26 protein-coding genes and 1 tRNA gene are annotated in these 24,522 nt (G+C 63.1%); 15 read left to right on the plus strand and 12 right to left on the minus strand.

The window, feature by feature from the left end; translation table 11 throughout:
* The first annotated feature begins 6 nt into the window (after positions 1-6).
* The 4 genes from DIC75_RS11700 to DIC75_RS11715 all read left to right on the plus strand — a co-directional run bounded on the left by DIC75_RS11700 (position 7) and on the right by DIC75_RS11715 (position 3,048).
* Entirely contained in the window at positions 7-546 is a 540-nt protein-coding gene (locus DIC75_RS11700) for an archaemetzincin family Zn-dependent metalloprotease (RefSeq protein WP_250988217.1), read from the plus strand.
* A 170-nt stretch (positions 547-716) separates the two neighbouring features.
* Positions 717-1,259, plus strand: coding sequence for a universal stress protein (locus tag DIC75_RS11705; protein WP_250988218.1), 543 nt, complete (start codon positions 717-719; stop codon positions 1,257-1,259).
* 11 nt (positions 1,260-1,270) lie between these two features.
* Positions 1,271-2,593 carry an ArsB/NhaD family transporter gene (locus DIC75_RS11710; protein ID WP_250988219.1) on the plus strand — a complete coding sequence of 441 codons (1,323 nt, stop codon included), beginning with the start codon at positions 1,271-1,273 and terminating at the stop codon, positions 2,591-2,593.
* 5 nt (positions 2,594-2,598) lie between these two features.
* Entirely contained in the window at positions 2,599-3,048 is a 450-nt protein-coding gene (locus tag DIC75_RS11715) for a universal stress protein (RefSeq protein WP_250988220.1), read from the plus strand.
* Positions 3,049-3,215: 167 nt separating this feature from the next.
* Here DIC75_RS11715 and budA read toward each other — a convergent pair whose 3' ends face one another.
* The 3 genes from budA to DIC75_RS11730 form a co-directional block, all read right to left on the minus strand.
* Complete coding sequence (budA, locus tag DIC75_RS11720) at positions 3,216-4,031, minus strand: acetolactate decarboxylase (RefSeq protein WP_250988221.1); 816 nt, start codon at positions 4,029-4,031, stop codon at positions 3,216-3,218.
* 9 nt (positions 4,032-4,040) lie between these two features.
* Positions 4,041-4,475, minus strand: coding sequence for a nucleoside deaminase (locus DIC75_RS11725; RefSeq protein WP_250988222.1), 435 nt, complete (start codon positions 4,473-4,475; stop codon positions 4,041-4,043).
* 357 nt (positions 4,476-4,832) lie between these two features.
* On the minus strand, positions 4,833-5,375 hold the full coding sequence (locus tag DIC75_RS11730) for a HEAT repeat domain-containing protein (RefSeq protein WP_250988223.1): 543 nt from the start codon (positions 5,373-5,375) through the stop codon (positions 4,833-4,835).
* Between the two features lie 99 nt (positions 5,376-5,474).
* Here DIC75_RS11730 and DIC75_RS11735 point away from each other — a divergent pair, with 99 nt between their 5' ends.
* Both DIC75_RS11735 and DIC75_RS11740 read left to right on the plus strand, forming a co-directional pair.
* On the plus strand, positions 5,475-5,900 hold the full coding sequence (locus tag DIC75_RS11735) for a hypothetical protein (RefSeq protein ID WP_250988224.1): 426 nt from the start codon (positions 5,475-5,477) through the stop codon (positions 5,898-5,900).
* 234 nt (positions 5,901-6,134) lie between these two features.
* On the plus strand, positions 6,135-7,058 hold the full coding sequence (locus DIC75_RS11740) for an MEDS domain-containing protein (RefSeq protein ID WP_250988225.1): 924 nt from the start codon (positions 6,135-6,137) through the stop codon (positions 7,056-7,058).
* Here DIC75_RS11740 and nadC read toward each other — a convergent pair.
* The 3 genes from nadC to nadX are packed head-to-tail and all read right to left on the minus strand — an operon-like array spanning position 6,997 to position 9,515.
* On the minus strand, positions 6,997-7,851 hold the full coding sequence (gene nadC, locus DIC75_RS11745; protein WP_250988226.1) for a carboxylating nicotinate-nucleotide diphosphorylase: 855 nt from the start codon (positions 7,849-7,851) through the stop codon (positions 6,997-6,999). The two genes, DIC75_RS11740 and nadC, sit on opposite strands and share 62 nt — an antisense overlap.
* 6 nt (positions 7,852-7,857) lie before the next feature.
* Positions 7,858-8,754 (minus strand): quinolinate synthase NadA, encoded by an 897-nt coding sequence (gene nadA, locus DIC75_RS11750; protein ID WP_250988227.1) that lies wholly within the window; start codon positions 8,752-8,754, stop codon positions 7,858-7,860.
* 2 nt (positions 8,755-8,756) lie between these two features.
* Positions 8,757-9,515: an aspartate dehydrogenase gene (nadX, locus tag DIC75_RS11755; RefSeq protein ID WP_250988228.1), complete on the minus strand. Its 759-nt coding sequence runs from the start codon at positions 9,513-9,515 to the stop codon at positions 8,757-8,759.
* 184 nt (positions 9,516-9,699) lie between these two features.
* On the opposite strand from nadX, the gene DIC75_RS11760 reads away from it, so the two are divergent.
* The 6 genes from DIC75_RS11760 (at position 9,700) to DIC75_RS11785 (ending at position 14,510) form a co-directional block, all read left to right on the plus strand.
* Positions 9,700-10,902: a MiaB/RimO family radical SAM methylthiotransferase gene (locus DIC75_RS11760; protein WP_434220825.1), complete on the plus strand. Its 1,203-nt coding sequence runs from the start codon at positions 9,700-9,702 to the stop codon at positions 10,900-10,902.
* 43 nt (positions 10,903-10,945) lie between these two features.
* Complete coding sequence (locus DIC75_RS11765; RefSeq protein WP_250988229.1) at positions 10,946-11,389, plus strand: metal-dependent transcriptional regulator; 444 nt, start codon at positions 10,946-10,948, stop codon at positions 11,387-11,389.
* 67 nt (positions 11,390-11,456) lie between these two features.
* Positions 11,457-12,359, plus strand: a complete 903-nt coding sequence (locus tag DIC75_RS11770; protein ID WP_250988230.1) for a metal ABC transporter solute-binding protein, Zn/Mn family — start codon at positions 11,457-11,459, stop codon at positions 12,357-12,359.
* The gene (locus tag DIC75_RS11775; RefSeq protein WP_250988231.1) at positions 12,356-13,123 is read left to right on the plus strand and encodes a metal ABC transporter ATP-binding protein; all 768 of its coding nucleotides are present in this window, start codon (positions 12,356-12,358) and stop codon (positions 13,121-13,123) included. Before DIC75_RS11770 ends, DIC75_RS11775 begins: the two co-directional genes overlap by 4 nt.
* A gap of 2 nt (positions 13,124-13,125) precedes the next feature.
* Entirely contained in the window at positions 13,126-13,935 is an 810-nt protein-coding gene (locus tag DIC75_RS11780) for a metal ABC transporter permease (protein WP_250988232.1), read from the plus strand.
* 50 nt (positions 13,936-13,985) lie between these two features.
* A complete protein-coding gene (locus tag DIC75_RS11785) occupies positions 13,986-14,510 on the plus strand; it encodes a hypothetical protein (RefSeq protein WP_250988233.1) in 525 nt (174 codons plus the stop codon).
* A 230-nt stretch (positions 14,511-14,740) separates the two neighbouring features.
* On the opposite strand, the gene DIC75_RS11790 is transcribed toward DIC75_RS11785, so the two are convergent.
* Entirely contained in the window at positions 14,741-15,193 is a 453-nt protein-coding gene (locus DIC75_RS11790; protein WP_250988234.1) for a hypothetical protein, read from the minus strand.
* Positions 15,194-15,348: 155 nt separating this feature from the next.
* Between DIC75_RS11790 and serS the strand changes: the two genes are divergently transcribed.
* Positions 15,349-16,626 carry a serine--tRNA ligase gene (gene serS / locus DIC75_RS11795; RefSeq protein ID WP_250988235.1) on the plus strand — a complete coding sequence of 426 codons (1,278 nt, stop codon included), beginning with the start codon at positions 15,349-15,351 and terminating at the stop codon, positions 16,624-16,626.
* Positions 16,627-16,689: 63 nt separating this feature from the next.
* Here serS and DIC75_RS11800 read toward each other — a convergent pair whose 3' ends face one another.
* The 5 genes from DIC75_RS11800 to DIC75_RS11820 all read right to left on the minus strand — a co-directional run bounded on the left by DIC75_RS11800 (position 16,690) and on the right by DIC75_RS11820 (position 21,723).
* Positions 16,690-18,234 carry a PAS domain S-box protein gene (locus DIC75_RS11800; protein WP_250988236.1) on the minus strand — a complete coding sequence of 515 codons (1,545 nt, stop codon included), beginning with the start codon at positions 18,232-18,234 and terminating at the stop codon, positions 16,690-16,692.
* 192 nt (positions 18,235-18,426) lie between these two features.
* Positions 18,427-19,128 carry an ABC transporter permease gene (locus DIC75_RS11805; protein WP_250988237.1) on the minus strand — a complete coding sequence of 234 codons (702 nt, stop codon included), beginning with the start codon at positions 19,126-19,128 and terminating at the stop codon, positions 18,427-18,429.
* Entirely contained in the window at positions 19,125-20,057 is a 933-nt protein-coding gene (locus tag DIC75_RS11810; RefSeq protein ID WP_250988238.1) for an ABC transporter ATP-binding protein, read from the minus strand. Before DIC75_RS11810 ends, DIC75_RS11805 begins: the two co-directional genes overlap by 4 nt.
* 506 nt (positions 20,058-20,563) lie before the next feature.
* Positions 20,564-21,307, minus strand: coding sequence for an aquaporin Z (aqpZ, locus tag DIC75_RS11815; protein ID WP_250988239.1), 744 nt, complete (start codon positions 21,305-21,307; stop codon positions 20,564-20,566).
* A 343-nt stretch (positions 21,308-21,650) separates the two neighbouring features.
* A tRNA-Ile gene (locus DIC75_RS11820) sits at positions 21,651-21,723 on the minus strand.
* Between the two features lie 444 nt (positions 21,724-22,167).
* Here DIC75_RS11820 and iorA point away from each other — a divergent pair.
* Together iorA and DIC75_RS11830 are read left to right on the plus strand one after the other, a co-directional pair.
* Positions 22,168-23,937 (plus strand): indolepyruvate ferredoxin oxidoreductase subunit alpha, encoded by a 1,770-nt coding sequence (gene iorA / locus DIC75_RS11825; RefSeq protein ID WP_250988240.1) that lies wholly within the window; start codon positions 22,168-22,170, stop codon positions 23,935-23,937.
* A complete protein-coding gene (locus DIC75_RS11830) occupies positions 23,934-24,521 on the plus strand; it encodes an indolepyruvate oxidoreductase subunit beta (protein WP_250988241.1) in 588 nt (195 codons plus the stop codon). Before iorA ends, DIC75_RS11830 begins: the two co-directional genes overlap by 4 nt.
* Position 24,522: the final 1 nt, after the last annotated feature.

Genomic DNA, 24,522 nt, shown 5'->3' on the forward strand with positions numbered 1-24,522 from the left:
TAGGTAATGGGCATCAATATTCTTTGGGACCAGCAGGCACCGGGAGGTATCGAGCTCCCGGTCGTCCGGATGATTGCGATGATCCTCGGGAGGGACCCCGGGCTCGTCGAATACCCGTTCCTCATCGACGGCTACGACCGGAACCGCGACCAGCACGATGCTCAAAAGATTCTGGACCGCCTGCAGGATACCCTCAAGCGCAGGTACGATATTCCCGGCCCCCTGCTGCTCGTCACCTCAAAAGACCTCTACGTCAACGGGTGCGACTTCGTCTTCGGTCTCGCGAGACCGGCATGCGGCGTTGCCGTCGTCTCGACCGCCCGCCTCGAGAACGACTACTACGGCAGGACACCGGACGACACCGACCTTATCGACCGGGCCGCAAAAGAAGGAGCGCACGAGCTCGGGCACCTCATCGGGCTCGACCACTGCGGCAACCCCGAATGCGTCATGTTCAGGCCGCGGACGCTGGATGAACTGGACCGGAAGAGGAAGATGCTCTGTCCGGCCTGCAGGGAAACGCTCGCGTCATGGGAAGAGAGATGACTGCAAACCCCGGGACCCCCGCCCCACGGATCCCCTTGCTGTCGCTCCCGTGAAGGTGGCCGACACCTCCCGTCGGAAGCATCCTCCGGCGCTTCGGGGAGAGAAGCGTGTGCGGCCGGCAAGACAAAAGTATTAAACGAACGTCTCGGGAAACTTAGGAGTGCATTACCATGGGATACTCATCTTCCTTGATCCAGCGAAAGTTCAAAGATATCGTCGGGAGGCGCTACGAGTCGGTCCTCAAGGAGTACAGTGAGTTCCTTCTGACCGAAGAGGAGATACTCGTCCCCGAGGTCCGGTCCATACTGGTGCCGCTCGATTTCTTCGTCCACGATATCACCGACGAAGCCATCGACGTCCTCTCCGCCTACGATGCCACCATCTCGCTCGCCTACATCACCGATGCCGGGGTGGTCGAGATCCTCGAGCGGGCGCTCGACCGGCCATCAACAGAGGAGTTCCGGGCAAAGAAGGAAGAGTACGGCCGGAAACTCCTCGAGCGAACCGCGGCGAAACTCGAAGAACACGGCCTTTCGACTCAGACGCGGATGTTCGTCGGGCATAAGGGCGACGATGTCGTACAGATGGCGAAGAACCACGATATGGTCGCGCTCTCCCGGCGCTATGCCGACGGAGAGTCGACCGACGCCTCGATCAGCCCGATCGTCCTGCGGATCTGCCAGCGGGTGGAGACCCCTGCGCTCATCTACTGACGGGTACATCAATGGAAACAGTTGCACTGATCGCGATAGCGGTCTTTCTCTTCACCTACGCCCTGATCGTAGACGAGCGGATCCACCGGGCGGTGGCCGCCATGTTCGGGGCGGCGATCGTGGTCTTCATCGGGATCGTCCCCTGGGAGGCGCTCCTCGAGCACGTCGACTTCGGAACGATCTTTTTGCTCCTCGGGATGATGATCATCGTCAACACCGCCCGCGGCAGTGGTCTCTTCGAGTATATCGCCATCCGGACGGCAAAACTCGCGAAAGGGAGTCCTATCCGGGTCCTCGTCCTCTTTGCGCTCGTCACCGCAGTGGTGAGCGCGTTCCTCGATAACGTCACCACGGTCCTTCTCCTCACCCCGATGCTCCTCTACGTCGCGAGGGTGATGAAGCTCAACCCCGTCCCGTTCCTGGTCACGGAGATCTTCGCCTCAAACGTCGGCGGGGCGGCGACGCTCATCGGCGATCCCCCGAACATCATGATCGCATCGTCGGCGGGACTGACGTTCAACGAGTTCCTGATCCATCTCGGCCCCATCATGGTCGTCGATATGGCGATCCTCCTCCTGATGATGTATCTCATCTACGGCCGATCGATGAGGGTGAGCCCTGATGAGCGGCAGGAGATGGTCCGGATGCTCAACGGTCTCGACGAGCGGGCGGCGATCGTCGACCGGTCCCTCTTCAATAAGTCGGTGGCCGTCATAGCCTTCGTGGTCCTCCTCTTCTTTATCCACGACCGAATCGGGGAGATCCTGCATATCGTCCTGCCGTTCGTCGACCCGGCGATGGGGCTCGAACCCGCAGAGGTGGCCCTGATCGGGGCGGCAATCCTCCTCTTCTGGAGCAGGCAGTCCCCGGAGGAGATCTTTGAGAAGATCGAATGGCCGGCCCTCTTCTTCTTCGGCGGGCTCTTCGTCATAGTGGGCGCCCTCGTCGAGACCGGCATTATCGCGAGCATCGCCGCGGTCATGGTCGAGAACGTCGCATCGACCGGCGAAGCGATGTTCATCATCGTCTGGTTTGCCGCCATCGCCTCGGCGATCGTGGACAACATCCCCCTGACCGCGGCGATGATCCCGCTCATCCACGACCTGGGGACGACGATGGACGCCTACCCGCTCTGGTGGTCGCTCGCACTCGGTGCGTGTCTCGGCGGCAACGGCACCGCCATCGGGGCGTCGGCAAACGTCGTCGTCATTGGTATCGCCGAGCGCGAGGGAATCGGCATCACCTTCGTCGACTTCCTGAAGGTGGGGATGCTGGTGCTCTTCGTGACGGTAGCGGTAGGATTCGGAATGCTCTGGCTGAAATTTGCGATGTGAATGACATGAAGATTCTCGTGCTTATCGATGGTTCGAAGTGGAGCCAGAAGGCGGCTCTGCATGCGATTGGACTGGCAAAGCGGAAGAATGCCGAGATTGTCCTCTTCTCGGTGCTGGATATCGCGGAGGCCAAAGCGATGGCGTTCAACTTCTGCGCCCAGAGCGGCATCTGCGAGCAGTTGAAGGGTTACGAGGGCCGGATCTGGACGGACATGCGTAAGAGCATCGAGGACGACCAGAACAGCATCCTCTCCCGCTACCGGGGGGAGAAGATCCTGTGCGAAGGAAAGATCGTCGAGGGCGGCATCAGAGACGAGGTCCTCAAGGAGGCAAACTCCGGCGAATACGGACTGGTCGTCATGGGGGCTTTCGGCCGGAGCGGGAAGGCCAGGATCAGCGCCCTCCTCGAGCAGATCGGCGGTGCGGTCAGGCCGCCGCTGCTCGTCGTCCGGTAACTCTCTTTTTGCCGGGCCGGCCGCACGTGGCGGCCATTCATGCTTCGCGTTCTTCGCGGCTCGCATCGAAGGTGCGAGGTGCGACGGATGGAACATCCGGAGTTTGTGAAGATGAAGATCTTCGAGAACACGGAACCGCGAAGGAAAAACGAGGGGTCGTCCCCGGTTTACTCGACTATCTCAAGGTCGTCCGAGAGGTCTCCCGAGAGGTCGACCGTCCGGAAGTCGCCGCTCGCCGGGAGCGCCATGGTAAAGTTCGTCGTGGTGTCGACCTGCACGCTGCATTCCGTTACGGTCATATCGAGGAGGTGGCCACCGGCGGTGCGGTCGCTCGTGATGAAGTGAAGGTGGTATCCGGGGACGTTGATCCCTTCTGCGAGCACCGGTGTCCAGAATCCGACGGCAGTCCCGGTAACGTTCTCGAACGTAAAGACCGTCTGGTTTGCCGTCACGTCGGCGAGCCGCGGGTAGGGCTTCTCCTGGATGGGCACGCTCCGGGTCACCACTCGCGGGAAGGTGCCGTCCATCCGGATCGCGTAGAAGAGGTTCTTTGAAGGGAGCTCCGCCTCCAGGTAGCGCCCGAGCCCGGTCAGGTTCACCGGCTCGTCAATCGCGATCGTCATGTCCGGGTCAAAGAAGGTCACAGCAGCGAACGGCGTCGTCGCATTCCCGGTAACCGGGTAGGCCCGGCCGTCAGTCCGGATCAGGTACCACTCGCCGTCGACGCCGATCAACTCCCCGTCGAGCCGGTCGCCGCACCCGATCCCGAGATTCCCATGCGTTGCGAGCTCGTCGAACGTCATGTCCCCGTCATAGACCCCCTGGAGAAGCGCATCGATCGTCGAGACCTGGAAGATCGTCTCCCGGTCGGCTTCTCCGCCGGGCCCGGCGGGAAGGGGAGAGACCGCAAGGGCGATGCAGGCCCCGATGAGGAGGAAGGCGGCGGCAACGACGCCGTAACGAAGCAATCTGTCTTCAGCCATGGATCACCTTCACAACGCCCCGATGTCCTCGTACCAGAGGTCGGGGTGTGCCTCGATGAACGCATGCATCATCGCTTTGCAGACATCGAGGTCCAGATCGAGCACCTCGACCCCATGTGACTCGAGGAACTCCCGTGCTCCCGGAAAGTTTACCGACTCCCCCGCCACGACCTTCCCGATCCCGAACTGGACGGCCGCTCCCGCACAGAGGTAGCAGGGCATCAACGTCGAGTAGAGCGTGCACTCTGCATAGTTATGGATTCTCCCGGCGTTCCTCAGGCAGTCGATCTCGGCGTGAAGCATGGGATCGTTACACTGGACGCGGCGGTTCCGGCCCCGCCCGATGATGCGGCCATCGCGCACCAGCACCGCCCCGATGGGTATTCCGCCTTCCTGCAGGCCGATCTCCGCCTCTTCGATGGCACACTTCATGAACAAATCCATATCCGAAGTCCTCCCGGGCGCTCAATTTAGTATATAAACCGATCGCAAGATCTAGATAGATCTATGAAGTCGTTTCTAGATTATAAAGTCATACCAGCAGAGACAGGCGACCTTCCCCGCCCCGGGCGTGGAGACCGCTGAAGATTGCATTCATGCCTCCCGGCCGACTGCACGGAACCGCACCTGCGTCGAGGTGGAAGACGACGCCGTCGGTCGCAACCCCCTCCGCCCGTCATGCCGCTACGGCACCGGAGATGCCGGAGGATGAGGTCACACCGGACCAGGTCCCCACAGGGAGCAGAGGGGCCGAAGAGATTCCGGAAAAGAAGCCTCCACGCATCGGGATCGAGCACTCACTCAGACGCTCGGGATCTCCCGATCGGTCCCGATCTCGTCGAGTGCCTGCCGGCCGGCAAGCCTGACGTCGCGGTTGGCATCGCCGAGGAGGCGCACAAGGGGTTCCCTGGCCCGCGGGTTGCCTATCCGCCCGAGCGCCCATGCCGCCATCCTCCGGACCCGGGGTTTCTGGTCTTCTAGTAGCCGGATCAGCGGCTCGACTGCCCGGGGATCGCCGATGTTCCCGAGCGCCCATGCTGCGCCCGCCCGGACCCAGGGGCTGTCGTCCTCCAGGCTCCGTATCAGCGGGAAGACAGGTTCGCGTCCATCGAGAATCCCGAGCGCTTTCGCCGCCTTCCATCGGACATCGACGTACTCGTCGTCCAGCGCCCTGATCAGCGGCTGTACCGCACGACTGTCGCCAAGCTCCCCGAGCGCATCCGCGGCCCGCCACCTGTCGTTGAGATCCCCGGATTCCAGCATCGAAAGGTACCTGTGGAGTTTCTTCTCCCTGCTGAGGCCTTCCAGCTCGTCTTCCGGTACCGGCGGATCCTCCCCTGCCATAGGCCACCTTACGCCCATCTTGGGTCACCCGAGTATAAGGTTTTGCCCCGAGATGCTCCGGGAGGTGCATTTTTCTACTCTCCCTGCCTTCACCATAGTATGGAGAGTCCGACCGGCATACCGGAGGGTACGACGTTTCCTCCGGAACTGGAACGCCTCGGCATCGCCCCGGGAGCAAAGATCGACATCAGGGAACTCGACACGATGGGGAAGGGTCACAACTTCCATGTCTTCCTCTATTTCGAGGAAGATCTGGCCAGGGACTCCACGCTCCGGGAAGACCTGCAGGAGTACAGCGACGTCCCGGACCTGGAGCGCCCGTTCATCAGGCTGGATGCGTTTCTCCGGTTCGCCACCGAGTCGGACCCCCTCTTCACCCGGCGCCTGGACGAACTCCCGCTGGTCGTCGAGGTCGTGGCCTACGGGGAACTCGGGACACGGGAGGGGAAACTCGTACCGTACGTCAAAGGAGTGATGCCGTTTCTGGACGAACTCACGATGGAGGATACGGTCGGCATATCCTGATCCCCCTACAGACTGTTCATCCGGGCGTTTCGGGAAATGTTATAGCCCGAAGCCATACCGGCCGGGCAAGGATCTTTCCTGCACCACATAAAGATCGAAAACCTATTTTATCCCGACGTTCTACTCCCCCTGTCGCTGGTAGCCGGGAAGAACGATCTGTCCACCCGGACGGGTGGGGTGCGAGGTGGTCCGAACCCGGGAGCGAAACCTTATATCCACGGGAATGTTGCCGCATTGACAGATAGCGATTGTTTCACGGACAAAACAGCAGTCCTCTCCGGGCCACCCTGGGGTACCCATGCCTGCCTCGTCTACCGGAGCCGGCACGACCTCATCGACACCCTGGTGCCTTACTTCCAGTCGGGGCTGGAGCAGGATGCCTGCTGCGTATGGATCACCGCAGACCCCCTGCAGGCAGGTGCGGCGAAGAAGGTCCTCGCAAGAAGCGTCAAAGACCTGGACCGACGCCTGAGGCGGGGAGAGGTCCAGATCTTTGACGCAAACGAGTGGTACCTCCGGGACGGCGGTTTTTCTTGCTCCGCTGCATTGAACAGATGCATCAGGAAAGGGCTTGAGGCGCAGGAGAGGGGTTATGAAGGCCTGTTCATCAGCGGCAACGTCTCCTGGCTGACAGGGATGGAGTGGGGTGCTTTCATGGAGTACGAAGCAAAGGTCAACCGCGCCATCGGGAGCAGCCGGATCGCCGCCGTCTGCGCCTACCCGCTTGATGCCTGCGGGACACGAGAACTGCTGGAGATTGCTTCCACGCACCAGCTGGCCGTCATCCGGCAGGACGGGGAATGGCGGCGGATCACCCTGGGAGAGGAGAATGCACCCCCGGATCAGGAGAAGAGGTGGGCTATCGGCCAGATCGAAGCGAACATCGAGCAGTTCGCGACCCTTGCCGACCGGATCCGCCACCCACTTCAGGTGCTCATGGCGCTCGCCGATCTGATCGAGAACGAACACTCGGATGCGATCCGGCAACAGGCAAAAGAGATCAATGAGGTCGTCAGGCAGCTCGACTCCGGCTGGGCGGGATCGAGGGCGGTCAGGGAGTACCTCATGAACCACGACCTTGCCGGAGCGGCACCGGTCACGGAACCCGGAACGTGCCCGCACCTTTCAGGATATCCAGACTCACGTCGAAGTTCCTGACCGTATGGGTGAGCGCACCCATGCTGATGATATCGACCCCGGTCGCGGCGTACCCCGCGAGGTCACCGCCGGCAACCCCTCCCGAGACCTCGAGGGTCACCCGATCCCGGAGCCCCTGCCCGACGAGCGTCCTGACCGTCCCCCGGACCGCATCCGGCGCCATGTTGTCGAGCAGCACGATCTCGGCCCCGGCCTCTGCAGCCGTGATTGCGTCCTGTGCCGTCTCGACCTCCACCTCGACCGTCCGGTAGAGGCTCTGCTCCTTCGCTTTCCGTATCGCTTCCGGGAGCGGCACCAGCGCGAGGTGGTTGTCCTTGATCAGGACCATATCCGAGAGGCAGTAGCGATGCGGGTCGCCCCCGCCGAGGACCACCGCCTTCTTATCCAGCATCCGCAGCCCCGGAGCCGTCTTCCGGGTGGCGGCAATCCGCACGGCGGGTGAGACCTTCCGGACGGCGTCGACAGCCTCACGGGTCCGGGTCGCAATCCCGCTCATCCGCCCGATGATGTTGAGCGCCGTCCGTTCAACGAGGAGGATCGCCCTCGCGGGGCCGTCGAGTTCGAGGAGGGTCTCTCCCGGGGCAACCGTCCGGCCGTCAGGGATACGTTCGCGGACCGTGACCCCGAAGTGTTCGAAGAGCGCCCGTGCCTCAGCGAGGCCCGCGACGGTCCCCGACTCCTTCGCCCGGATCACCGCCCGGCAGGAGACGTCGGGGACGACTGTCTCCGAGGTGACGTCGCCCCACGGCGCATCCTCCCGGACGAACCGGAGCAGGTCGTCGATCGGGATCATCCGCACTCACGCCCCGACGGCGATCATCCGCTCGATGGCCCGCCGTGCCCGGTCCATGACCTCGGGGGAGAGGACGACCTCGTGTTCCTCGGATTCGAGCGCCTGGCGGAGGTCGGCGAGGGATATCTTCTTCATATCCGCGCAGACGGCCTCCGGCTTCTCGTAAAAGACCCTTCCCGGGTAGAGGACCCGGAGGCGGGAGACCATCTCCCGCTCGGTGAAGACCGACCAGGGCTCGTCCCTGCCGGTTGCGGCGCTCCGGACCATGCCCCCCGTGGAGGCTATCAGGTCGGCCTGCTCCTGGACCTCCGGCGGGCATTCGGGGTGACAGACGACCATGCTGCCCGACTTCTTAGCCGCTTTTACATCGGCGAGGGTAAACCCCATGTGAACGTAGCAGTGGCCACCGGGCGGCACCGGGACGATCGTCTTTTCGGGGATCTCCCGCTGAACGTATGCCGCGAGGTTTGCGTCCGGCCCGAAGAGGATCGTATCCTGCGGGAGCGACCGAACGACCCCAACTGCGTTTGCGGAGGTGCAGGTGATGTCGGCGAGCGCCTTGCTCTCCGCCGTGCTGTTGACGTAGACGACCACGGCCGCATCGGGATACAGCGCTTTTGCCTCCCGGATCAGGTCGGGGGTCAGGAAGTCGGCAAGGGGGCATCCTGCGTCCTCTACCGGGATGATCACCTTCCGTCCGGGGTTGAGGATCTTTGCCGTCTCGGCCATGAACCGGACACCGCAGACGACGATCAGGTCCGCTCCGGTCTCCTTCGCCTTCACCGCGAGCTCGAGGCTGTCGCCCACCACGTCGGCGAGCGCCTGGATCTCCATGGACTGGTAGTTATGCGCCATGACGACTGCGTTCTTTCTGGCTTTGAGCGCACGAATCTCCTTCTCCATTGCTACGTACCCACCACCAGAGGGTTCTCGAGGTTCTTCAAGAGCGTCAGGATGGAGAGGGCTGCCATGTAACTCGTCGAGGGGTTATCAGGGCTCGGGACGTTCCTGACCCGGATGTAGATGTCCCCGAAGTCGCCCTCGACGAATATCTCGTGGATGTTCCTCTCTGCTGCAGGGTCGACCCAGAGTTCCACATCGGCGTCCCTGCCGGCAGCAAGTCCCAACGCTACCGCGACGTTGATGTTTTTCGGGTATTGCTTTATACAGTCGTGCGCCAGCCCTTTAAATACCTCTGTCCGGGCCGTGGCGGTCATCCCGAGCGACGCGGGGGGTTTCGTCGTTCGCAGGAGGAGTTGTCTCGGCGGCGAGACCTGGCCGATCTTGAGGTTATCGAGTCCGGTGATGGCGCCACTCGGGATGCGGATCTTCCTTCCCGCCTCCCGTGCGACGTCGACGAGGCGCTCGCGGAACTCATCGTCCGCGAGGGCTCCCCCGGAGAGGACGACGATGTCCCGTCCCGACCGAAGGACCGCCTCGCCGTAGTACCTGACGGCGTCGACCGAGGCGGCTTCCACGACGATCGAGAAATCCTCCTGCATGAAGGCGTCGAAATCCGTATATGGCCGGGCATGACAGAGCGCCGCCAGTTCTTCCGCCCGCCCGGGGATGATATCGAAGACAGCGATAACCTGGATGCTCTCGGCGTGTGTGGCGATGATACGCCCGACGTTGCCGCATCCCAGCAACCCTATTTTAATCATCAAATAAAGAAGTTGTAATATCAGCGGTTAAGTATTGTGCTCGGCACGAAACCGGCCGGAAGATGGTAAAACATCCCCCGAACGATAGGGGTAATCACACCGCCTGATATCGAACCGGCTGCCGACCGCGCGCAGGGAGTCGATTGCCATTACCCTTGAGGATCTGCGGGGAAGACGAATCCATATCGAGAGTTACGGGTGCACTTATAACCACGCCGACACACGGAGGCTTGAGGCGATACTGGAACGTCTCGACTGCACGCTGACCGGGCCGGACGAGGCGGATACCGTGATCGTCAACACCTGCACGGTGATCGGCGCGACCGAGCGAAAGATGCTCAGGCGCCTTGCGGCGTTCGCCGACCGCGACCTCTACGTGACCGGGTGCATGCCGCTCGTCCAGATGGAGTTGATCCGCTCGGTCTGCACGCCGCACGTTATCCATCCGGCCGAGATCCACGAGCGTTCCCGCGGTGTCGGCACCCCCGGTCCGGGAGCGGTCGGCGTGGTTCAGGTGGCGAGCGGGTGCGTCGGGCGGTGCAGTTACTGCATCACCCGGCTCGCACGGGGGCAGCTCGAGAGCACGCCGCCCGAAGCGATCCTCGATGCCGTGCGGGATCTCGTCGCGTCGGGCGCCTATGAGATCCAGCTCACCGGGCAGGACGTCGCCGCCTGGGGGCTCGACCGGAATGAGACGCTCCCGGACCTCCTGAAAGAGATCGCAGAGATCCCCGGGAGGTTCGCCGTCCGGTTGGGGATGATGCACCCGGCCTCGGTGCTCGGGATCCTCGGGCCGCTCGTCGACGCTTACGAGAACGAGAAGGTCTTCCGGTTCCTCCACCTCCCCGTCCAGTCGGGTTCCGATGCCGTCCTCGAGCGGATGCAGCGCGGCTACCGTGCGGCCGACATCGTGAGGATCGTCGATGCGTGCCGGGAACGCTACCCGGATATGATGGTCTCCTCAGACTTCATCACCGGGTTCCCCGGGGAGACGGACGAGGAGTTTTGCCGGACACTCGAACTCCTCGAGCGTGCGGCATTCGTGAAGGTGAACATCACCCGCTACTCCCGGCGGCTCGGCACGCCCGCCGCCGCCTTAAAGGATCTTCCCGAACGAATCAGGAAAGACCGGTCCCGGGTGCTGCTTGTCGAAGCGAACCGGATCTATGACCGCTACAACGAGTGCTGGATCGGGCGGGAGACACCGGTCGTTGCGACCGAGAAGAACGCGCCCGGTTCGACCGTTTGCCGCAACCCCTGCTACCTCAACGTCGTCGTTGAAGAGGACCTGCCGTTCGGGTTCTCCGGGAGCGCGGTGATCACGGAGAACCGGCGGCACTACGTCATCGGCAAGCTGATCCCGCACGGTACCGGGCACAGGGTTTAGCCCCACCGAAAGTTTTTCACCCGGCGAAGCGTATCCTCTTCCCATGCTGGGGATCACCGGGCACGAACTCTCCTCGAAGAAGGCCGAATACCTCAAATACATCTATATCAAGGGCGACGTCGTGAAGACGACCGGGATCGCCGCCCACTTCTCGGTCGCGCCCTCGACGGTGACAAAAGCGCTCACGGAGATGGCAAAGGCAGGATATCTTGAGCATACGCCCTATCACGGGGTGAGAGTCACAACTCTCGGCACCGACTACGCCCGGTTCCTTATCCGGCGTCATCGGATCGTCGCCCTGGTGCTCAGCCGCCACGGGCTTGAGCCCGGCGAGGCCTGCAGGGAGGCGAAGAAGATCGAGCAGTGCTTCTCAAAGGACCTCACGAACAGGATGTGTACGTCGCTCGGGCACCCGATGATGAGCGTCTGCGGGGAGATCGAGCACGATCGCTGCTGCTGTTGCCCCCGGGAATACCAGCAGGGGTGACGGCAAAACGTTTTTATCTTTGCATGCAGGAAAATTTAGACCAATACCAAGTTCGGAGTGGAAAGCCATGGGATCGCAGGATAAAGACAACGCCGCCTCCTTTTCGCTCGTTTCAGCCGTATTCATGGTCCTTCTGCTTGCAGCAGCCACAGCCGGGTGCACCGGGACCGAGCGGCAGGAGGACGGGAAGATCGTCGTCGCGGTCACCATACCGCCCGAGCAGGAGTTCGCAGAAAGGGTGGGAGGCGACCACGTCCGCGTGATCCTGCTGGTGCCGCCGGGAGCCGACCCGCACACCTACGAACCTCCGCCGGCGGTCCTCGCCGACGTCGCGGAGGCAGACATGTATGCCGTGGTGGGATCGGGGATCGAGTTCGAACTCGCCTGGCAGGAGAAGATCGCCGCTCTGAACCCTGAGATGCTGGTCGTCGACTGCTCGCGCGGCGTCGACCTGATCTCGACCGGCGAGGGGGGCCACGCGGGAACCGACCCGCATATCTGGGTCTCTCCGCGGAACGCGAAGATCATGGTCGAGAACATCCGCGAGGGGCTTGCGGAGGTCGACCCGGCAAACGCCGACGACTACCGCCGGAACGCCGATGTTTACCAGGGGGAGCTCGATGCCCTCGATGCGGAGATCGCCGGTGCACTCGCGGAGTCGGGGGTGACGAAGGTGATGGTCTACCACTCGTCGTGGGCCTACCTTGCCCGGGACTACGGTCTTGTCGAGGTCCCTATCGAGGACGAGGGGAAGGAGCCCTCCCCGCAGAGGATAGAACACCTCATCACGCAGGCGAAGGAGGAGAGAATCAGGGTGATATTCGCGTCGCCCGAGCACTCCACTCGGAGCGCCGAGGTGATCGCGGGCGAGATCGGCGGCACCGTGGTGCCGGTAAGCCCGCTCGCGAAAGACTACCTCGAGAACATGCGGCACGTGGCCTCGGCATTCGCAGGGAGCAGCGGGCCATGACCGCCCCCGTGATCGAGGTCGACGACGTCTGGGTCAGGATGCGCGGACATACCGTGCTCGAGGGGGTGAGCCTCGCCGTCTATCCCGACGAGTTCTACGCGATCATCGGGCCGAACGGCGGCGGGAAGACGACGCTTCTTAAGGTGATCCTCGGCCTCCTCACCCCCTGCCGCGGCGAGGTCCGGATCCTCGGCAGCACGGAGGCCGCGATGCGCAGATTCCTCGGCTACGTCCCCCAGTTCCGGACGTTCGACTTCGATTACCCCATCACCGTGCGGGAGATGGTCCTCTCCGGACGCCTCGGCCACATCACCCGCAGGCCCCGGCGCTATGACGGAAAAGACCTCGCCCGGACCGAGGAGGCGCTCGAGACGATGCGCATCGCTGATCTTGCGGACCGGCAGATCCGGGACCTCTCCGGTGGGGAGCAGCAGCGCACAATCATTGCCCGGGCGCTCGTCGGCGACCCGAAGGTGCTCCTCCTCGACGAACCGACGGTCTACGTGGACGCCCCGACGGCGGCGCAGTTCTACGAGGTCCTGGACCGGCTCCGCGACAGGATGGCGATCGTCCTCGTGACCCACGACATCGGGGTGATCCCGGAGCACGTGACCCGGGTCGCCTGCTTGAACAGGCACCTCTACACGCACGACACGAACGAGATCGCGTCGGATATGCTCGAGGCCGCATACCACTGCCCGGTGGACCTGATCGCCCACGGGGTTCCGCACCGGGTCTTTCCGGAGCACTCCAGGGAGGAGTGAGTATGCTCGAGGTGCTCGGGTTCGAGTTCTTCAGGAACGCGCTCGCCGCCGGGGTGCTCGCGAGCGTCGCCTGCGGCGTCATCGGCACCTACGTCGTGGTGCGGCGGATGGTCTCGGTCAGCGGCGGCATCTCCCACGCGGCCTTCGGGGGGATCGGTCTCGGCTACTACCTCGGGATAGACCCGCTCCTCGGCGCCGCCGGGTTCACCGTGGCGACGGCGCTCGGGATGGGCGCGCTCGAGATCCGGGCCAGGCAGCAGATGGACACGATCATCGGCGCGGTCTGGGCGGCCGGGATGGCCATAGGCATCCTCTTCGTCTACCTGACACCTGGGTTCGCCCCCGACCTCTTCTCCTACCTCTTCGGGAACATCCTTCTCGTGCCGCGGGGGGACATCCTGCTGATGACGGTCCTCGTGGTCATCATCGTCGGCGTCGTAGCTTTCCTTTACCGGGAGTTCCAGGCGGTCACCTTCGACCCTGACTACGCGACGGTCATGAACCTCCCGGTCGAACGGCTCTCGCTCCTTCTCCTTGTGCTGATTGCGCTCACGGTGGTGATGCTGATCCGGGTGGTGGGGATCATCCTCGTGATCGCGCTCCTCACGCTCCCGGCAGCGATCAGCCGTCTCTACACCACCCGGCTCTGGAGCATGATGTTCCTTGCCGTCGCCCTCGGCATCGTCTTTTCCGTGACGGGAATAGGGCTCTCCTACCTTTTGAACGTCCCGTCGGGGGCGACGATCATCCTCGTGAGCACGCTGGCGTATGCGGGCGCCCTCGGGGTCGAACGCCTCCGGCAGGGCGACTAGCGGGACAAACCGGTGCGCTTATGCCGGCGCACGCAAGAGGTGAGTGAACAATGGATCCGATCATCGAAGAGGGATACGCCCGGCTCCTCGAGACCCTCGGGGATCTGCAGGCGAAGAAGGAAGAGTCGGCCTCGGAGCTCCGGGGCAACATAGGGGCCCTCCTTGCACGGATGGCTGCCGATACGGCGCCGGTCGTGAAGCAGATCGGGCTTGAGATACTTCAGCGCGCAAAGAGGGAGGCGTCCGGGGAGCTCTACGACCAGGCGTTCTACGAGAAGAAGATGATCGTCCTCGGGAAGGCCGAACCGCTCCCGTACCGCCCGGACGACCCGAGCAAACCCGTCGATGCCCAGATATGCGTTCTCGACGAGGACGGGGCCTTCCACGAGTTGATGTACACCACCACCGATATCCGGACCGACTCGTACCTCGCCCCCCTGACACCGGAGGAGGCGTTCGACATCTACGGCTACGATCTCGTCTTCATGCTCTACCGGGCGCTGTACGAGTATGCAGGGAAGGAGGAGGAACTGACGGCCGCACTCGCGCGGACGCTCGAGTACCTCGGCTCCTGAAAACCATTTTTATTCCCGGATACGGGGGGGCCGACGGTCGCAGTCGCACCTCAGGGTGCTCCGACGCCCGCCGTGCCGGCGGGTCGCAGTCACACCTCAGGGTGCTCCGACGCCCGTCGTGCCGGCGGGTCGCAGTCACACCTCAGGGTGCTCCGACGCCCGCCGTACCGACGGCCGCAGTCACACCTCAGGGTCGGTTCCGGGACCGCCCTCCCGCCCCCGGTCTCTTCTCACCGGCGCCCGAAGATCGGGAACATCGGCTCGGTGGGGTCGCGCCCTGCCCCGAGTGCCGTGAGCGGATATGAGCGCGTAAACTCCTGGCCTTCGGCATTCTGGTACGTGATGACCGCTTTTGCCTCCGAGACCATCGATGCCAGACTAAAGCCGGATTCCTCGTCCGGGTCGAGCGAGGCGACTTCGAAATCGATGTTGAGCGGGACGAGGGCAACCCGAATCTTCTGCGCTCTCGCGGTGCCCGTATTGGTGAGAATGATCTCCCGCGCATCTTCCGAGAGATCCGCGGTGATGAGCGGGTAGTTCTCCGTATCTCCCATGATACGGAAACTCATCAGGATAGCGAGCATGAATACCAGCGCGATGAGGGCGTAGAAGACGTCGATGAAGAGCAGCCCGAGCGTGACGAGGGCGCCCGTCATCAGGACGATCTTCTGGTTCTTATCCATATAGATGAGTTGGTTCGCCGGAAATTATAAGGATAGGCTTCGGGTGGAGGGGGAGGTCGTGATCAGGACACAGCCCGGGAGTCGCCGGCACTCTTCACGCAGGAAGGGCAATATGACCATATACCGTCATGGCGAAGTACGTACAGAGAGACAGTATGCTTGAGTTGAAGTTCGTTCGTGCACACCCCGATATCGTCAGGGCAGACCTCACAAAGCGAGGGGATGTCGAGAAACTGGCCTGGGTCGACGAGGTGCTGGAGATGGACCGGAGGGCACGGGAACTCACCGTGGAGATCGGGGGCCTGCGCAACCGGAGAAACGTCATATCCCGCGAGATCAGCCAGGCGAGGAAGGCGGGGAACGATATCGCCGGGCTTCTTGCCGAGGCGGCAGGCCTTCCCGCGCGGGTCAACGAGGCGGAGACGGAGTATGATAAACTCACCGAAGCGGTGAAGTACCGCCTGATGCGGCTCCCGAACATCCTGCACGAGAGCGTGCCCGTCGGCAGGGACGATACCGAGAACGTCGAGATCCGGCGGTGGGGTAAACCGGAGGTCCCTGCGTTCGACCTGAAGAACCACGGCGCGCTCGCCGTCGAGCAGGGCTGGGCGGACTTCGAACGCGCGGCGAAGATCGCCGGATCCGGGTTTTACTTCCTGAAGGGCAGGCTTGCCCTGCTCGATATGGCGCTCCAGCGGTTTGCGATGGATCTCCTCGTCCAGCGCGGGTATACCCCGGTGGTTCCCCCCTACATGATGAACCGGGCCGCATACGAGGGCGTGACCGACCTCGCCGACTTCGAGAACGTCATGTACAAACTCGACGGCGAGGACGAGTTCCTGATCGCGACGAGCGAGCACCCGATGGCCGCGATGTACGGCGACGAGATCTTCGAGGAGAAGGACCTGCCGCTCCGTCTGGCGGGGCTGAGCCCGTGCTTCCGGCGCGAGATCGGGGCGCACGGGATCGATACGAAAGGCCTCTTCCGCGTCCACCAGTTCCACAAGGTGGAGCAGTTCGTATACGCCACGCCGGAGCAGTCCTGGGACCTCCACGAGGAACTGATGGCGAACGCCGAGGAGGTCTTCCAGCGGCTCGGCCTCCCCTACCGGGTCGTCCTGATCTGCACGGGGGATATCGGGACCGTCGCCGCAAAGAAGTACGACCTCGAGGTCTGGATGCCGCGCGAAGAGCGCTACCGCGAAGCGGTGTCGTGCTCGAACTGCACGGCCTACCAGGCGGTCAGGCTGAATATCAAGGTGCGCGACCCCGTCGAGTTCACCTCCAAGCGCTACGTCCACACCTTAAACAGCACCGCAATAGCGACCTCGCGCGCGATCCGGGCGATCCTGGAGAACAACCAGAACGAGGACGGCTCGGTCACGATCCCTGAGGCCCTCAGGCCCTACCTCTACGGCGAGGAGACGCTGTAGAGCACTCCGGGGCCTCTGGATCCACAATACATTCCCTGGCGGAGACGAACCGCCAGGAAACGACTACTTTCTTCGCAGTCCCGCTATCTCGCCGATCAGGACACCATGAATCCGGCGCTCCTCGGTGACGTCCTCGTAGGTGACGTACTCTGTCCCATCGGAGAGTTCGATCGGCGAGAAGCGGATCTCTTTCCCTTCCCCATCCCTGCACCGGACAGGAAACGTCCGCGGCCGGGAGTGGCAGGAGCCGGCCGCTTCCCGGTCCGCCTTCCAGGCGGCGACCGCCTCCCGGCGCTGGGTGTCGTCGGGGAACGCAAGCCGGAACCATTCTTTCCCGGTGGGGATATCCGCGAGCGTATACCCGAAGAGGTCGGTGAACGCCTGGTTAATGAAGGTGTAGCGGCCGTCGCTCTCGATGATGGCCGCCGCGACGGGTGATGAGTCGATCAGATCCCGGAACCGTGCTTCGCTCCGGCGGAGCCGCTCCTCGGTCTGCCGCCGGGCGAGGGCGATCGAGGCCTGGCGGAGGAAGGATTCGATCGCCTGTTTGTCTTCGAGCACCTCGCCGGGCGACAGAAATATCTTGACAGAGCCGAATAACCGGTCCTCCCAGACCAGGAAGGTGAGATTGATCTTCCCAAGATTCCATGTAGAACACATCTCTTCACAGATCTCCTCGGGGATCTGCCTGAAGAAAATATCCCCGTACAATGACAACTTTCCCAGACCAGGTTCCGGGTCTAACACGTACTCCTGGATACCCCGAGTCAGCAATGCCAGGGGATTCCCTCCCTGGGGATGCGATAATACCTTTTTGATGGGAAATGTCAGGCCAACGGGCTCCACCCCCAATAGGCGTGCCATACCAGCATGGAAGTCTTTATCCTGCGCCGCCTGCACGACGAACTCTCCCTCGGCTTCGTCGTATGCCGCCACGAAAATTCGTGGGTTCGGCACGAGTTCGGCGATCTTTTCAGTGATATACTGGTAGATATCCTGCCCCGGCGGCATATCCACGAGCTCCATCGCGGTCCGGGCAAGAAACTCCATGTTCCTGACATACCGCTTCCGTTCGGTGATGTCCTCCAGCACGAGCGTTGCACCTGTCTCCCCGTCCTCGAAGGTCGTCGGGATCGCCTGCATCTGGTAGAAGAACTCTTCGCCCTCGTCCCGTTGGTACCGGATATCGGCGATCACCTGCTCGCGCTCAAGGCCCTCGATCACCGCGAGCGCCTCGGGGGTGGAGACGACGGGGAGCGCCGCCTCGCGGATCGTCCGGCCGATGAGATCGTCCTTCGACTGCCGGAGGTGCTTGAGGCACTGGTCGTTGACCTGGACGATCCGCTGGTCGTTATCCAGGATGAGGATCAGGTTCTTCGTGAAGCAGAGGAAGGCGGAGATCGGGACGCGCTGGGCGAGGGAGTAGAGTTTCGCGTTCCCGATATGCCGCACATCGACTTTACCGGCGATCTGAAGGATCTCGAGGTGTTTCGAGACCGAGTTCCGGGTGACGCCGAGTTGTTTCGCCACCTCGGTGATGGTCATGCCCTTCGGCCGAAACCGGAGGGCACGAAGGATACGGTTCGGGAGATCGTGCTCCTCCTGCATGGTGCATGCATCCTTGCCGTACCTGTATATCATGCTTTTGTCGGCGACGGGCGCGGGATGCCGGCGGGGAGATCCGGTACCGACCGTATCCTCAGGATCCCGGTTTGGTATGCCCTCCGTCAGGTGCGAAGCAGGATATCGTCGCACCCGGCGATCGCCGTTCTACCTTCCTCCCCGGTCCCGCCCCCCACCTCACGGGATCGTCCGGATAATCCGCTCTTTCGTCACCTTCCCGGCGATGACGCGGGCAAGGGCGAGAAGAGCAAGCCCGACTGCCGCGAGGACCGCCTCCATCGTTGCCGAGATGCCCGGTCCGCCGGATATGACGGTCTGGAGCCCACCGATCAGGAAGATGAACCCGAATATCAAGGCGAAACCGAGGATCTGGTTCTCCCGCATCCCGAGCGCGAGCTGGGCCGCGCCGATGAGCCCGGCCGAGGCACCAATCCAGACCGGGACGACGGCTACGAAGTGAAGGAGGAGCAGGGGTTCGGCGGCGACGGAGACACCGGTGAGGCCGGCGATCGCCGCGACGCTCACTGCGGCCGAAAGAAGCATCATCACGTAGGCCGGGACGGCGACCCCGATAGCCTTTCCCTCCCAGAGGCGGCGGAGCGAGACGGGGGCGCAGAGGAGCGTCTCGATGGTGCCGTCCCGCTTCTCGCGGAGGAAGGCGTCGGCGCAGAAGATGTAGCCCATGAAGACCCCGACCGGGAGGGTGATCGCGGCGATGGCGCCCGCGACGGCGGCGGTATCTCCCCCGGCGCCCACAGCGATGCTGAGGGCCGACATGACCGGGAACCAGACAGAAAAGATGAGCGCGGTGATGAGGGCGCTCCGGTTCCGGAGGGCAAGCCTTATTTCGCGGCGGGCGATGACGGCGAGCGTGCTCATGCTCCGCCCTCCACCAGGTCGACGTGTTCGAGATATATCTCCTCAAGCGACCGGGACGACCGGCGGACCTCCTCGATCCGAAACCCGGCCCCGACGAGAGCCGCGACGAGGTCCGGTGTCGCGCCCGGGTCGGCGAGGGTGCAGTGGAGGGCGTCGCCGTCCGCATCGCACCCGGTGACGAACGGCAGCCTCCCGACGGTCTCGCACGCACGGGCACGCTCGCCCGGGTCGGCAAGGGCGACCGTCACGGACGGGCGGCCGGAGGCCGTGGTGAGGTTCTCCACCGAATCGAAGGCCCGGATCCTCCCTCCCGCAAGGATCGCGACCGTGGAGCAGACCCGCTGGACCTCGTCGAGGTGGTGGGAGTTTAAGAATACGGTCATCTCCTCCCGCCGGGAGAGTTCGACGATCAGGTCGCGGACCATCCTCTGCGCACCGGGGTCGAGGCCGGAGGAGGGTTCGTCGAGGAAGACCACCTCGGGCCGGTGGAGGATGGCCCGGGCGATCCCGAGTTTCCGCTTCATGCCGGTCGAGAACGTCCCGACCGGGTCGTCCCGCCGGTCGGCGAGGTCGACGAGCGCGAGGAGTTCGTCGATCCTCTCCGCGGGATTGTCGACGCCGTAGAGCCCGGCGTAGTAGGCAAGGTTGCCGGCGGCACTCATCCGGTCGGCAAGACCGTTGTTCTCGAAGAGCACCCCGACTTGCGCGCGTGCTTCGTCGTCGGCGGCGAGGTCCCTCCCGAGAACCCGGACCTCGCCCGCGCCGGGGGCGAGCAGGCCGAGCAGGATCCGGATGGTCGTGGTCTTTCCGGCACCGTTCGGGCCGAGGTAGCCGAATATCTCGCCGTGCCCGACGGTGAACGAGACGTCGCGAAGGATCTCGCGGCCGTCGAAGGAGCGCGAGAGTCCCCGGACCTCGACGGCGTTCACGCCCGCCTCCCCCTCCGGCACCGTGCGGCGCAGGATCGAGAGAGGGCGGGACGGGTATCGAGGGTTATGTGGAGGTTTTCAGCCGCATGACCGGTGGGAAACATAGGAATAGATCTCCTCGTAGAACGTAAAAAAGTAGTTTTTGTGTGGTTAAACAACCCCCGGGGTCACACCGGGGTCGACTGATCTATGACTTTATTGGAAGGAGGTGTTTCGGGACAGTATCCCAGAAATCATCATCGATTTCCCTGAACACCATGACGCTGATTTTTATCTAAGTGGCCATATAATAACAGATACCGCACCATGCTCATCATCTGCCACCTCGCATGCTTCATCGCCCCTGTACCGGCATGCAGGACTGGTTGCGCGGGCTGCCCTCGTGTGTGCGAGGATGTAAAAAGGTCTGGCATGCCGGGCTGACCGCAAAGTTCCGGTGTAGGCACCCGCGACCTTTTCGTAAAAGGGGAGGGAGGATCGGATCCCTGCCGACACGGGGCGAGTCCCTAGCGTTCAGTTTTTGCAGGCTTCGCCACAGCGACCGGACGGGTAATTCCGGTCACCAGGACGTAACGCCAGAGGACAGCGGCCAGGACGGCGCCGATGATGGGTGCGACCCAGAAGAGCCAGAGCTGCATGAGCGCTTCGCCGCCGACAAAGACTGCTGGCCCCAGGCTCCGCGCCGGGTTGACGGAAGCGTTGGTCACCGGAATCATGACGATATGCACCATCGACAGCGCCAGGCCAATGGGCAGAGCGGCAAATGTCTTCAGTTCCTCAATGCCGGTCACAGCCAGGATCACGAAGACAAACAGGAGCGTCATCACCACCTCAACCAGGAACCCGGATGCAAGCGAATAGCCGCCCGGCGACAATGCACCGTATCCGTTCTGACCGAGCCCGTCCACGGCGAGCGAGTAGGATGGGTTTCCCACCGCAATGGCAAGAATCACTCCAGCAGCGATGATGGCCCCGATGCACTGGGCAACGATGTAGATGAGCGCTTCCCGCGCTGGCATCTTGCCCGCCGTCAGCACTCCCACGGTGACAGCGGGATTGATGTGGCACCCGGAAACGTCACCGATGGCATAGACCATCGCAAGAAGAGCAAGTCCAAAAGCCAATGCTACACCGAGATTTCCGACCACCGACCCAGCGAGAACTGCACTTCCGACCCCGATAAGCACCAGTGCAAAGGTCCCGAACATTTCAGCAGCGTACTTTTTCATCCCATTTGCAGCCATTTGCATTCATCTCCACGATAATAATAGGCATCCGGAATCCTCCTACCGAAGGGTGACTTCCCTGGATGAGGGGAGTGCATACGCCTGTGCTGGAGAGTGGCTGTTAGAGCGACCAGCACACGGAACTATTGCGTGCAGATGTTGTTGCATAGATGCCATGGAGTGTGGAAAGTCGCCTGATAGAATATATATTTAGTGCTCAAGTTACGCCGTCAATCGGCCCTGCGGAAGAAGCGGAAGAGGATATGTATCGTGCCGTGTCACCCCCGCAAGTTAAACAGATAGCGAAATACAAAAGGGAATAAAGCCTGCAATAGCACTTGTTTCACCAAACAGGGCAAAAGTAGAGTGGGCCCGATGCGATTCGAACGCATGACCTCCCGGTTATCAGCCGGGTGCACCACCAGCTATGCTACGGGCCCGGAACACTTGTATTAGTGCCTACAAATATTGTACAATCTTCAATTTAAAGGTTGTGCAAGGACTCTGCTCCAGAATCGTCCGAGAATGACATCCGCGAAGAACATACGGGGGCGACAGCATGGGACGGACTCCGCAGATGGGTACCTTCCCGGAAACGGAGCCGGCGCGCAGGGCCGCATCGAGGCAAGCATCGACTCGCGACCGTCAACCACCCGGCTTATCGACGGGGGAGAGGGAGAGGTATACAGCATCCCCGGCAGTGCCGAAGACGTATCTGCAGCCCCTGCCGGAACGTAGGGCTCACCGGAGAACAATCATACGCAAAGGATACGGGCCGTCGGGACTACCCTGCAACACCCGGCGTTTCAGCACCGAATTGTTCCGGACCGGTATCCAAAGCGCTATGTTGAAAACCGATGATAGAAGTATAGTTGAGTGGAACAATGGCAGTACGATACCTACTCGGGAACGAGGGCATTGCGCACGCGTGTCTGGAGGCGAACATCGATTTTGCCAGCGGCTACCCCGGGACGCCGTCATCCGAAGTGATCGACATCCTCCGGGTGCAGGAGGAGCGCCCCTTCACCGTGGAGTGGTCCACGAACGAGAAGGTCGCCTTCGAGAACGCGCTCGCCGCCGCCTGGTGCGGTCTCCGCGCACTCTGCACCATGAAGCATGTCGGGCTGAACGTGGCGGCCGACCCCCTGATGACGAGCGCATACACCGGGGTTACGGGAGGATTCGTCGTCCTCTGTGCAGACGACCCCTTCGCGCACAGCTCCCAGAACGAGCAGGATACCCGTCGTTACGCGCACTTCGCCCGGCTCCCCTGCCTCGACCCGGCATCGGTCCAGGAGGCGCACGACATGCTGCAGGACGCCTTCGGCCTCTCCGAGGAGTTCGGCCTCCCGGTCATCTTCCGCCCCACCACCCGGATCTGCCACTCGAAAGGCGACGTCGACCTTGGAGAGGTCGGCACCGAGCACCGGACCGCCGCCTTCCACCGCGACCCGAAGCAGTACGTGGTCATCCCCGCGCACACCCGGGTTCTGCATAAAGTTCTGAACGAAAAACAGCCGGCGCTTAAGAAGCGGCTGGTCGAACTCGGCTACAACCGCCACACCATCCGGGGCAGCACCGCAGTCGTCGCGAGCGGCGTCGCCGCCGCCTACGTCCAGGAGGTTCTTGGGGACGACGTCTCGCTCGCGGTCGTCGGCGCCTACCCGATCGATGAGGAGTGGCTCCGGGACTTCGTCGACCGGCACGAGAAGATCCTCGTCGTCGAAGAACTCGCCCCGGTCGTCGAAGAGGCGGTGCGCCAGGTGGCGACGAAGACGGAGGTCTTCGGCAAGATAAACGGCACGGTCCCGTACGAAGGGGAGTTCAGCCCGGCGACCGTTGCCGCCGCTCTCGCAAAGGCAGGGATTACCCCCACCGTGACCTACCCTGCGGCCACACCGGTCCCGGGGGTGCCGCCCCGCCCGCCGATCCTCTGCGCCGGGTGCATGCACCGGCCGACGTTCTACGCGATGCGGAAGGTCTTCCGCGACGCCATCTTCCCAAGCGACATCGGGTGCTACACCCTCGGCCTCCAGCTCGGGGCGGTGGACACCACCATCTGCATGGGCGCCTCGATCACCGTCGGGAGCGGCATCTCCCGGTCGGGGGAGGAGCACCCCGTCGTCTGCACCATCGGCGACTCGACGTTCCTGCACACGGGGATGCCGGGGCTTTTAAACGCCGTCTACAACGGCGCCGACATGGTCGTCGTCATCCTGGACAACCGGATCACCGCGATGACCGGCCACCAGCCCAACCCCAACACCGGAATGACGGCCACGGGCGTTGAGAGCACGCCGATATCGCTCGACGCGATCTGCCGGTCGTGCGGGGTATCCTGGGTCGAGACGGTCGACCCCTACGACCTCCCTGTGCTCCTCGACACCTTCCGCCGGGCGAAGGAGCGCAAGGGCGTCCGGGTGATCATCGCGAAACAGCCCTGCGTCATCACCGCACGGAAAAGCGGGATCAAGCGCAAGGCGTATGCGGTCGACCCCGAGCGATGCACGGGCTGCGGTGCCTGCCGGTCGTTCGGCTGCCCGGCGATCGCGTTTGCCGGGAAGAACGCGACGATCACCGAACTCTGCGCCGGGTGCGGCGTCTGCGCGGACATCTGTCCATCGGGTGCTATCGGTACGGAGGGACGGCAATGAAACCCTCGTTCGACATCCTGATCGTCGGGATCGGCGGCCAGGGGACCGTTCTCGCCTCGAACGTCCTCGGCGAGGCATGCATCATCGAGAACCGGACCGTCCGGAGCGCCGAGACCCACGGCATGGCGCAGCGCGGCGGGTCGGTGGAGAGCCACATCCGCATCGACGGGCAGTTCGGCTCCCTGATCGTGCCGGGGACTGCCGATCTCCTGATCGCCTTCGACCTCCTCGAGGCCCTCCGCTACCGCCACTACCTCCCGGCCGGCGGGAGGCTCGTGGTGAACCGGCACCTGGTCGTCCCCACGTCGGTCTACCAGCAGAACCTGGACGTGCCCGACGAGGAGAGCATCCTCGCCGCGCTCGCCGACCTCGACGTAGCCTGCATCGACGCCGCAGGCCTCGCCGAAGAGGCGGGGAGCGTCCTCTCGCAGAACATCGTGATGCTCGGGGCCGCGTCGAGCGACATCCCTCTCCGGTCCGAGACCCTCGAAGAAGCGGTGCGGCGGTGCGTCCCCAAAAAGACCGTCGAGGTCAACGCCGCGGCCTTCCGGCTCGGACGGGAGAAGGGGGCCGGCACGCCCTGAG

The organism is Methanoculleus oceani (assembly GCF_023702065.1).
In the GTDB taxonomy this organism is placed as follows: domain Archaea; phylum Halobacteriota; class Methanomicrobia; order Methanomicrobiales; family Methanoculleaceae; genus Methanoculleus; species Methanoculleus oceani.